Source organism: Mesorhizobium sp. M7A.F.Ca.CA.002.15.2.1, assembly GCF_003998715.1.
Lineage (GTDB): Bacteria > Pseudomonadota > Alphaproteobacteria > Rhizobiales > Rhizobiaceae > Mesorhizobium > Mesorhizobium ciceri.
Genome location: NZ_RZPI01000114.1, coordinates 1 through 10786, shown reverse-complemented (window position 1 = coordinate 10786; position 10786 = coordinate 1). Strand labels below are relative to the sequence as shown.

9 protein-coding genes are annotated in these 10786 nt (G+C 63.0%); 7 read left to right on the top strand and 2 right to left on the bottom strand.

The window, feature by feature from the left end; translation table 11 throughout:
* The 3 genes from leuS to ENZ74_RS09535 all read left to right on the top strand — a co-directional run.
* On the top strand, positions 1 to 1843 hold a 1843-nt coding region (gene leuS / locus ENZ74_RS09545; protein ID WP_127312746.1), incomplete at its 5' end, for a leucine--tRNA ligase.
* Positions 1830 to 2408, top strand: a complete 579-nt coding sequence (gene lptE, locus ENZ74_RS09540; protein ID WP_013529029.1) for an LPS assembly lipoprotein LptE — start codon at positions 1830 to 1832, stop codon at positions 2406 to 2408. The genes leuS and lptE, both read left to right, overlap by 14 nt.
* 301 nt (positions 2409 to 2709) lie before the next feature.
* The gene (locus tag ENZ74_RS09535; protein ID WP_063169455.1) at positions 2710 to 5391 is read left to right on the top strand and encodes a DNA translocase FtsK; all 2682 of its coding nucleotides are present in this window, start codon (positions 2710 to 2712) and stop codon (positions 5389 to 5391) included.
* 103 nt (positions 5392 to 5494) lie between these two features.
* Here ENZ74_RS09535 and ENZ74_RS09530 read toward each other — a convergent pair whose 3' ends face one another.
* Positions 5495 to 5878 (bottom strand): hypothetical protein, encoded by a 384-nt coding sequence (locus ENZ74_RS09530; RefSeq protein WP_127218570.1) that lies wholly within the window; start codon positions 5876 to 5878, stop codon positions 5495 to 5497.
* Positions 5879 to 6223: 345 nt separating this feature from the next.
* Positions 6224 to 6880, bottom strand: a complete 657-nt coding sequence (gene fsa, locus ENZ74_RS09525) for a fructose-6-phosphate aldolase (RefSeq protein ID WP_024504222.1) — start codon at positions 6878 to 6880, stop codon at positions 6224 to 6226.
* 90 nt (positions 6881 to 6970) lie between these two features.
* Between fsa and ENZ74_RS09520 the strand changes: the two genes are divergently transcribed.
* The 4 genes from ENZ74_RS09520 to ENZ74_RS35030 form a co-directional block, all read left to right on the top strand.
* The gene (locus ENZ74_RS09520) at positions 6971 to 9154 is read left to right on the top strand and encodes a primosomal protein N' (protein WP_127312745.1); all 2184 of its coding nucleotides are present in this window, start codon (positions 6971 to 6973) and stop codon (positions 9152 to 9154) included.
* Between the two features lie 54 nt (positions 9155 to 9208).
* A complete protein-coding gene (locus ENZ74_RS09515) occupies positions 9209 to 9904 on the top strand; it encodes an aspartate/glutamate racemase family protein (protein ID WP_063169453.1) in 696 nt (231 codons plus the stop codon).
* Positions 9905 to 9999: 95 nt separating this feature from the next.
* Positions 10000 to 10395: a DUF4345 family protein gene (locus ENZ74_RS09510; protein ID WP_013529034.1), complete on the top strand. Its 396-nt coding sequence runs from the start codon at positions 10000 to 10002 to the stop codon at positions 10393 to 10395.
* 246 nt (positions 10396 to 10641) lie between these two features.
* On the top strand, positions 10642 to 10786 hold a 145-nt coding region (locus ENZ74_RS35030), incomplete at its 3' end, for a F0F1 ATP synthase subunit delta (RefSeq protein ID WP_164760981.1).

Here is a 10786-nt window from a genome sequence, read left to right as displayed (position 1 = left end):
CTTCATGGCTGTCGTCGCCGATCATCCGTTGGCCAAGAAGGCCGCTGCGCACAATCCGGCACTGGCGAAGTTCATCGAGGATATCGGCCATATGGGCACCTCGGTGGCGGCGCTGGAGACAGCTGAGAAGAAGGGTTTTGACACCGGCCTCCGCGTCGTCCATCCGTTTGACGACAACTGGACGCTGCCTGTCTATGTCGCCAATTTCGTGCTGATGGAATACGGCACCGGCGCCATTTTCGGCTGCCCGTCCGGCGACCAGCGCGACCTCGACTTCGCCAACAAATACGGCCTGCCGGTGATTCCGGTGGTGATGCCGGAAGGCGAGAATCCGGCGACGTTCCAGATCATCGATGAAGCCTATGTCGATGACGGCGTGATGATCAATTCGCGCTTTCTCAACGGCTTGAAGCCGGATCAGGCTTTCGACGAAGTCGCCAAACTGCTGGAGCAGAAGACGATCGGCAACCGGCCGATGGCCGAGCGCAAGGTGAATTTCCGTCTGCGCGATTGGGGCATTTCGCGCCAGCGCTACTGGGGCTGCCCTATCCCGATGATCCATTGCGAGGCTTGCGGCGTGGTGCCGGTGCCGAAGGCGGACCTGCCGGTGAAGCTGCCCGACGATGTCGATTTCGACCGCCCGGGCAATCCGCTCGACCGTCATCCGACATGGCGGCATGTGAAATGTCCGCAATGCGGCAGGGATGCGCGGCGCGAAACCGACACGATGGACACGTTCGTCGACTCGTCGTGGTATTTTGCCCGCTTCACCGCGCCGTGGGCACATGAACCGACCGATCCCAAGGCGGCCAACGAATGGCTGCCGGTCGACCAGTATATTGGCGGGATCGAGCACGCGATCCTGCATCTGCTCTATTCGCGCTTCTTCACCCGCGCCATGCGCGAGGCCGGCCATGTCGATCTGGCCGAGCCGTTCAAGGGCCTGTTCACGCAAGGCATGGTGGTGCACGAAACCTATCGTGTTGGCTCGGCATCGAACGGCCGCTGGCTGGCGCCCACCGAAGTTCGGCTGGACGACGTTGACGGCAAGCGCAGCGCCATCGAGATCGCCACCGGCGAGACCGTCTCCATCGGCCCGCTGGAAAAGATGTCGAAGTCGAAGAAGAACACTGTGAGCCCGGAAGACATCACCGATGGCTACGGCGCCGATACGGCGCGCTGGTTCATGCTGTCGGATTCGCCTCCCGAGCGCGATGTCGAGTGGACCGACGATGGCGCCGCCGGCGCGCATCGCTTCATCCAGCGCATCTGGCGCCTGGTGTCGACGGCGGCCGAAACACTGGCCGGCATCAAGCCCGTGGCGGCCAGCAGCGGCGAGGCCGCGGTGGTTTCCAAGGCCGCGCACAAGATACTCAAGGCGGTCGGAGAGGATATCGAGAAGCTCGCTTTCAACCGCGCCATCGCCCGCATCTACGAACTGGCCAACGCGCTGACCACGCCGCTTAACGAGGTGGCAGAAGGCAAGGCCGATGCAGCGCTGAAAGGCGCCTGCCGGCAGGCGGTGGAGATTCTCGTGCATCTGATCGCGCCGGTCATGCCGCATCTGGCCGAGGAGTGCTGGGCAACGCTCGGCGGCACCGATCTCGTTGCCGAACGGCCTTGGCCGGTCTTCGATCCGGCGCTGGTCGTCGACAACGAAGTCACCTATCCGGTACAGGTCAACGGCAAGAAGCGGGGGGATTTGACAATTGCCCGCGACGCGGACCAAGGTGCGGTCGAAAAAGCGGTATTGGCTCTCGACTTCGTGCAGAAAGCACTCGAAGGGAAGGCTCCGCGCAAGGTGATCATCGTGCCGCAGAGGATCGTCAATGTCGTTGCCTGATCGGGAAAAGACAGAGTTGAGCCATTTGCTGCGCCGCATGGCGCTTGCCGGCCTGATAGGTTCGCTCGCGCTTGTCTCGGCCTGCACGGTGCGGCCGCTCTATTCGAGCGCGCCACTGTCGGGTTCGCAGGCCAGTGCCAGTGCCGAACTGGCGTTGATCGGCATCAAGCCGGTCAATACGCGTTACGGCCAACAGGTGCGCAACAATCTCATTTTCGGGTTTGGACGAGGCGCCGGCGAGCCGGCCTCGCCGGCCTATTCGCTCAATCTCGGCGTGACCGAAGCGGTCGAGTCCGCGGCACTTGTGCAGGTCGGAACCGACGAAGACGAGCCGACCGCCGGTTCCGTGACGCTGACCGGCAGCTATACGCTGGCCGATGCGAAGACCGGCGTGGTGATCGCATCCGGCAAGCGTTCGATCACCTCGTCCTTCGACAGGCCGCGTCAGGAATTCGCCGCATACCGGGCGCAGATCGACGCCGAGAATCGCGCGGCGCGAGAGTTGGCGGAAGCGCTGCAGCTGTCCATTGCCCAGGACCTTGTCCGGCACGGCAAGACCGGCTAGCGCACCTCATCTGCTTCACGAAAACGGTCTGGCGCCCCAGGCATGACGGGATGATCGTGGGATCATGACCAGATTCCCGAACAGAGCCAGATTCTGAACAGAGATTGGCCGAAGAGACCCATCGGCCTGCTATGGCACAGCGAGTAGATCGCGCCACCGCGGTGGGTGCGGCGAGGCGACGATCGTGCCGCGTCGCTCGCGAAGATTTTGGCGCTCAGGATCGTAGGCGACCCATCCGGGAAGCAACTGTTAACCACTCGCTCCCTATTGCTCGGCAGACATTTCAGAGTGAGTCTTGAGAATGGAAGCCAAGCGTTTTTCCCGGGTCAATTTGTCGACGGCCGCACCGCCTGATGATCCCGAGGGGAAGCGCTTCGAGAGCATCGGCGACAGGGGTGATCAGCGAAGTTCTTCCGCCGCAGGCGCCCTTGATCGTATGGCTCGCAAGGAGCCGGACGGTCGGCAGCCCGCCACACGCCAGGCCGGCTATTCCGCGCCTATGGTCGATCTCGGCGGCAACAAGCGGCCCTATATGGAGCCGCGGAGTGGCTCGGACGACACGCCTTCGAAAATCGGCGATATCGAGAGCCCTGCCTGGCAGGAATATTTCTTCCTTGCACCCAACGTGCGTTTTACACGCACGCCGGATTATGAGGCCAGGAAGCATCATCCGCAGCACGAGCGTGTCGTCGAACACGGCGCGACGCGCCCGGCACAGCAAGCCGTTGCGCAACCCATGGTCGGCAGGGCGTCCTCCGCGCCCTCGCTCCTGGCATTGCCGGCGTCGGTGAAAAGCCCTGCCTCCCAGCCGCAGACCGGGCACGCCACGCAAGGGCCACTGCCGCCGGCTGCTGCTTTTGTCCCGTCCGTGCGCGCCAGGGAGAGGGTGCCAGCCGTTGCGCCGGTGCCGCCGAGGACGGTCGCAACGAGACGGGCATCCGCGCGTGCGTCCGTTGCTCCGGGCGCCCCGATCAAAACCGAAAGGCTGCGCTGGCCCTATCTTTCGGATCATGCCTTCTTCGAGGCTATGGCACCCTATCTGGTCGACGTTTCGCCGCCGGCCCGGCAAACCGGTTCAGCGTCGCCTGCGCCGCTCGCCGCAGCGCCAGTCACCACTATGCCGATCGACATCCGTCCGACGACAGGGACCGATGCCACCGCCTTGTTTCGTGTCATCGACTGCCTGCCGGGCCAGGCCTTGAAGCCGTTGCCGGATGTTTGGCCGGCCAATTCGAACCAGGCCGTCGCCCAACCTGACGTGCCGGCGAGCAATGCGCCGTCGCCGGTCCAGCCTGTCGCAATTCCAGCCGCCAAAAGCGTCGCCGTTTCCGCGCCGGCCGCGCCAAGTGCGAACGTCCCTGCCAAGGCCGTTGGCGCCCGCTCTGCACGCTTGCCTGGGGCTGGAAAGGTCGTGCTGTCAACCGCGGGCGATCCCTATGAGCTTCCCTCGGAAGAGCTGTTGCAGCAGCCACCGGAGGGACAAGGCTTCTACATGTCGCAGGAGCGGCTCGAGCAGAACGCGGATCTGCTGGAAAGCGTGCTCGAAGACTTCGGCGTGCGTGGCGAGATCATTCATGTTCGTCCCGGCCCGGTCGTCACGCTCTATGAATTCGAGCCGGCGCCGGGCGTCAAATCTTCTCGCGTCATCGGGCTTGCCGACGATATCGCCCGCTCCATGTCGGCGATTTCGGCGCGCGTCGCCGTCGTGCCCGGCCGCAACGTCATCGGCATCGAGCTTCCGAACGAGATGCGCGAAACCGTCTATTTCCGGGAACTGATCGAATCCGAGGGCTTCCGCAAGACAAGCTGCAAGCTGGCGCTGTGTCTCGGCAAGACGATCGGGGGTGAGCCGGTCATCGCCGAGCTGGCGAAGATGCCGCATCTGCTCGTGGCCGGAACCACCGGCTCCGGCAAGTCGGTCGCCATCAACACCATGATCCTGTCGTTGCTCTATCGGCTGAAGCCGGAAGAATGCCGGCTGATCATGGTCGATCCCAAAATGCTCGAACTCTCTGTCTATGACGGCATCCCGCATCTTCTGACGCCCGTCGTCACGGATCCCAAGAAAGCCGTCACGGCGCTCAAATGGGCGGTGCGCGAAATGGAGGACCGGTATCGCAAGATGGCGCGGCTCGGTGTGCGCAACATCGACGGCTACAACGAGCGCGCCGCCCAAGCCCGCGACAAGGGCGAAACCGTCGTCATGACGGTGCAGACCGGCTTCGAAAAGGGCACCGGCGAACCGCTTTTCGAACAGCAGGAAGTAGACCTGGCGCCGATGCCCTACATCGTCGTCATCGTCGACGAGATGGCCGACCTGATGATGGTCGCCGGCAAGGAGATCGAAGGCGCCATCCAGCGTTTGGCGCAGATGGCGCGTGCTGCCGGCATCCACCTGATCATGGCAACGCAGCGTCCCTCGGTCGACGTCATCACGGGCACGATCAAGGCCAATTTCCCGACCCGGATTTCCTTCCAGGTGACGTCGAAGATCGACAGCCGCACCATCCTGGGCGAGCAGGGCGCCGAGCAGCTGCTCGGCCAGGGCGACATGCTGCACATGATGGGTGGCGGGCGCATTTCGCGCGTGCATGGGCCGTTTGTCTCCGACGCGGAGGTAGAGCACGTCGTGGCGCATCTCAAGGCGCAGGGCCGGCCTGAATATCTGGAAACCGTGACCGCCGACGAGGATGAGGAAGAAATCGACGAGGACCAGGGCGCGGTCTTCGACAAGGGATCGGTTGCAGCCGAAGACAGCGATGCGATCTACGACGAGGCGGTCAAGGTGGTGGTGCGCGACAAGAAGTGTTCGACCTCCTACATCCAGCGCCGCCTCGGCATCGGCTACAACCGCGCCGCATCCCTGGTCGAGCGTATGGAAAAGGAAGGATTGGTCGGCGCACCCAACCATGTTGGCAAACGCGAAATCATCATGGGCCGGCGCCAGCCGGCGACCGTGCCTGAGGATGACGGCGCGGACTGAGCGACCCCGGCCGTTATGGGATCATGCTTCAGGGGATGCTTCAGCTGCGGGTCAAGCTCGTGAATTCCATCACCTATCCCAGCCTAAACCTTAAGCATCTACACTAGCGGTTAGTGACGGCCTTTCCAATGCTGACGACCACATAGGATAACCAGCCAATGACATGCCCGAAGAAATAGATGCACAGTCCCAAATATGTAAGCAACGCAATCACAAATAGCTTCTCACCTAACGCAACATTCGTCACGAAGCCTTGAGGCAACAGGGCAAGAATCCAACCGAAGTGAAGGCCCCAGCTACACCCCCATTGACCACACGTCCGGTTGGCACTCAGCACCGTTGCGCCAAGCCACACGACCGAAATCACTATGAAACTCACCCACGAATAACGTTTGTCCCGAATGAGGCCGTAGATTGAAAATGCCTTTGCGAAAGCGAGTCCTATTGATGCAAGAACAGAAAAGGCGATTGAGATTAGAAGGCTCATGTTCGACCCAGTAGCTAAAACATCGAAGCTACAGCCAGCACCTTTACAAAGGGTTCGACCAAGTCATCGTTTTTTAAGTTCGTCGAAGGGCATCTCTCTAGCGTGATATCCAGGGTATGCTTCAGCAGCGTGTCGATCTGGTGAACTCGATCAAATATCCTGTTTTGAACTTGTCGCTCTCGATTTCAGCTGGATGCAATGCTGCGATGCAGTAAAGCCAAAAGAGCTAGTGCAAGGCACCCAAAAACAAAGACATGGAAAGTCACCCCACCCGCAGCACATAAAAAAGACCGGTTGCCCGGTCTTTTTTCACTGCAAGCGCATTGGCTTCAGCCGATCGCCATCTCAGCCAATCGATTGGCCGGTCTTGGCCCAGTCGGCGAGGAAGGCGGCGAGGCCCTTGTCGGTCAGCGGATGGTTGACCAGGGCCTTCAGGGTCGCCGGCGGCGCGGTCACGACATCGGCGCCGATGAGTGCCGCCTGCTTGACGTGGTTCACGGTGCGCACCGAGGCGACGAGGATCTCGGTCTGGAAATCGTAATTATCATAGATCTGCCGGATTTCCTGGATCAGCTCCATGCCGTCGATGCCGATGTCGTCGATGCGGCCGACGAAGGGCGAGATGAACGAGGCGCCGGCCTTGGCCGCCAGCAGCGCCTGGTTGGCCGAAAAGCACAGGGTGACGTTGACCAGGCGGTTCATCTCGGTGCGGATCGTCTTGCAAGCCTTGAGACCGTCCAGCGTCAGCGGCACTTTGATGCAGACATTGTCGGCGATCTTGGCCAGAACCTTGGCCTGCTGCATCATCTCGGAATATTCGGTGGCGGTGACTTCAGCCGAAACCGGACCCTTGACGATGTCGCAAATCTGTTTGGTGACCTCGGCGATCTTGCCGCCGGATTTGAGGATCAGCGACGGATTGGTGGTGACGCCGTCGAGCAGCCCCAGATCGTTCAGCTCACGGATATCCTTGACGTCGGCGGTGTCGACAAAAAATTTCATGGCGGGTCTCCTGAAGATTTTCATGTGCATGTCATGCACATTTGGGGTCGGCCTTTGATCTAGACCAAAGTCAGGGCAAGGTCACGCCTCATGATCGAAGATTCGCCCTTTGTCGCAGCCGCACCGGTGCTGGTGCCGATGCCCGCCGAACGCCCCTACACCTACGCCGTGCCGGCCGGCATGCGCGTGGTGCCGGGCTCGATCGTGCGTGTGCCGCTCGGGCCGCGCCAGGTCGCCGGCATCGTCTGGGATGGCGCGGTCGAGAAGGTCGACGCGAAAAAGCTGCGTCCTATCGAACAGGTCTTCGACTGCCCGCCGATCGACCGCGCGATGCGCCGTTTCGTCGACTGGGTGGCGCAGTACACGCTATCGCCGCCCGGCATGGTGGCGCGCATGCTGCTCAGGGCGCCGGAGGCTTTCGACCCCGAACCGTGGATCGAGGGGTTGCAGCGCACGCTTCTCGCACCTGACCGGATGACGGGCGCCAGGCAGCGCGTGCTGGAGACGGCCGAAGGCGGCCTTGCCTGGACGCGCTCCGGCCTCGCTCACGCCGCCGGCGTGTCCTCGACGGTGATCGACGGCCTGAGGGCGCAAGGCGTGTTCGAGACCGTGATGATCCCGCCGCGCCCGGTGGTGGCCGCGCCCGATCCCGGCTACGCTATTCCGGAACTGATGCCGGACCAGGGCGCCGCGGCGCAGATGCTGCGCGCCAATGTCGCAGCCGGCGTGTTCAACGTCGCGCTGCTCGACGGCGTCACCGGATCCGGTAAGACCGAGGTCTATTTCGAGGCTGTGGCGGCTGCGCTCGACCAGGGCAGGCAGGTGCTGATCCTGCTGCCGGAAATCGCGCTGACGCATGCCTTTCTCGAGCGCTTCCAGCAGCGCTTCGGCGCCAAGCCGGGCGAATGGCATTCCGACCTGCCGCCGCGGAGGCGCGAGCGGGTTTGGCGGCAAGTGGCGGAGGGCGGCGTGCGGGTCGTCGCCGGCGCGCGCTCGGCGCTGTTCCTGCCGTTCAAGGAGCTCGGCCTTATCGTCGTCGACGAGGAGCACGACCCTGCCTACAAGCAGGAGGACCGCGTCTTCTACAATGCGCGCGACATGGCGGTGGTGCGCGGCCATATCGGCAGCTTCCCCGTGGTGCTGGCGTCGGCGACGCCGTCGGTCGAAAGCCGGGTCAATGCCAGCCAAGGTAAATATAACAGGGCGGTGCTTTCCGCTCGCTTCGCCGAGGCGGCGCTTCCGCATCTGAAGGCGGTCGACATGCGGCGTGCGCCGCCGGCGCGTGGCGGTTTCCTGTCGCCGGTGCTGCTCGACCAGATGCGCCAGACGCTGGAGAGGAAGGAGCAGTCGCTGCTGTTCCTCAACCGGCGCGGCTATGCGCCGCTGACCCTGTGCCGGGTCTGCGGCCATCGTTTCGGCTGCCCGGTCTGCTCGGCCTGGCTGGTCGAGCACCGGTTTCGCGGGCAACTGGTCTGCCATCATTGCGGGCACAATGAGCGCCGCCCCGAAGCCTGCCCGGAATGCGGCACGCTCGATCATCTGGTCGCCTGCGGACCGGGTGTCGAGCGCATCGCCGAAGAGGTCGTGACGCATTTCCCCGACGCGCGCACCATCGTCTTGTCGTCAGACCTGATGGGCGGCGTGCGGCGGCTGCGGCTGGAGCTGGAGGCGATCGCCGACGGCGAGGCCGATATCGTCATCGGCACGCAGCTCGTCGCCAAGGGCCACAATTTCCCTAATATGACCCTGGTCGGCGTCGTCGATGCCGATCTCGGCCTTGCCAACGGCGATCCACGCGCCGCCGAACGCACATTCCAGTTGCTCAGCCAGGTGACAGGCCGCGCCGGCCGCACCGGCAAGAAGAGCCTTGGACTGCTGCAGACCTTCCAGCCCGACCATCCGGTGATGCGGGCGATCGTCTCCGGCGACGCCGAGGCTTTTTACGAGCGCGAGATTGCCGAGCGCGAACGGGCCGCCCTGCCGCCCTTCGGCCGGCTCGCCGGCGTCATCGTCAGCGCGGTGACGCGAGCGGAAGCCGAGGGCCATGCACGCGGCCTGCGCCGCGCAGCACCCGAGGCGTCAGATCTGTTCGTGCTGGGTCCAGCCGAGGCGCCGCTGTCCCTGCTCGGCGGCCGCCACCGCTTCCGCCTGCTGATCCAGGGCGAACGGCGCGCCGACATGCAAGGTTTTATCAGGGCCATGCTGGCCAACGGGCCGAAGCAACGCGGCTCGGTCCGGGTGCAGGTCGACGTCGACCCGCAGAGTTTTTTGTAAGGTTGCGCTTTCAGCGATAGGTTGCCCGCAAGCCAGCGAGATGTGGAAACTCATATGAAGACCCTTGGCCTGCTCGGCGGCATGAGCTGGGAATCGACCGCCATCTACTATCGCCTGCTCAACGAGATCGTGCGCGAACGGCTGGGTGGGCTGCATTCCGCGAAACTGCTTCTGTGGTCGTTCGACTTTGCCGAAATCGCCGAGCGGCAGCATCACGGCGACTGGGACGGTGCCGGCGTGCTCCTCGTAGAAGCGGCGCGCAAGCTTGAGGCCGGCGGCGCGGAAGGTCTGCTTTTGTGCACCAACACCATGCACAAACTGGCCGATCAGGTGCAGGCGTCGGTGTCGATCCCGCTGATCCACATCGCCGATGCCACCGCAGTGGCGGTCAAGCGTGCCGGAATGCAGCGTCCGGCGCTGCTGGCGACGCGCTTCACCATGGAGCAGGATTTCTACAAGGGCCGGCTCGCTGACAGATTTGGCTTGGACCCCGTGGTGCCGGATGCGGCCGGGCGCGACATGGTCCATCGCGTCATCTACGACGAGTTGTGCCAGGGCATGGTCAAGGAGACTTCAAAGGCGGCCTATATCGCCGAGACCGAACGCCTGCGCCGCGAAGAGGCGGCCGACAGCGTCATCATGGGCTGCACCGAGATCACCATGCTCATCGGCCAGCAGGATTTCGACATCCCGGTCTTCGACACGACGCGCATCCATGTCGAGGCGGCTGTGGAATTCGCGCTCGGTTGATGCGCGCTGCCTAAAGTACCTGGACCCATCTGGCGCGGGGGCTTTCCTCCGTTAGAATGCCCGGAATTTCAAAACAGGCATCTCGAGGGGACAAGATGGATTTTGCGCTTCCATGGCCGACGAGCCAGGGCGAATGGCTGGCTTGGTCGAGCGCCGTCTTCACGGTGCTGCTCGGGCTTTTGTTCTTCCTGGCGCCGGGTCTCGCCTTTCGTGCCCTGCGCCTGCAGGTCAAGCCAGAGAAGGCTGCGGCGATCGCCGAGGGGCGCGGCAGGATGTCGGGCTTTTATCTGGGTGTCGGCCTGTGCTGTATCCTGCTGGCGCAGCCGCTGATCTACATGGCGCTTGGCTTCTCCTGGCTGTTCACTGCCTTCGGCCGGCTGCTGTCGATGATGTCTGATGGCGCCAACACGCCTTTCAATTGGGTTTCCATTGTGCTGGAATTGGTCCTGGCGGCGTTGCCGCTCGCCTTCGCCTTCGGCTTTCTGCCCTGAATCATTGGGTATTCCGCGATCGAAGACGGGCGACTTTCGCCGGATGCGACAATAGTGCCTGAAAACCATGCGGAACGACGCATTGCGGTCTTAAAATGCCTGTGCTAGACGGCAATCGACTTTCGGCCGGGGATAGCGGAAGCCGCGCCTCCGTGCTCGAAAAAATGCAGTAAGGTCAAAGATTTAGCCAGAGTTTTTGCTCGCGCCAACAATCTACGGCCTGTCAGACAAGAGAAAAGACGGTCCGTGGCTCAATCGTCATCGCCAATCTCAGGTGTCGCAGAACGCTATGCGGGTTCGCTGTTCGAACTCGCCCTGCAGGCAAATTCCGTGGCCAAGGTCGAAGCCGGCCTCAACAGTTTCGAAATCATGCTCGCGGGCAGCGCTGGTC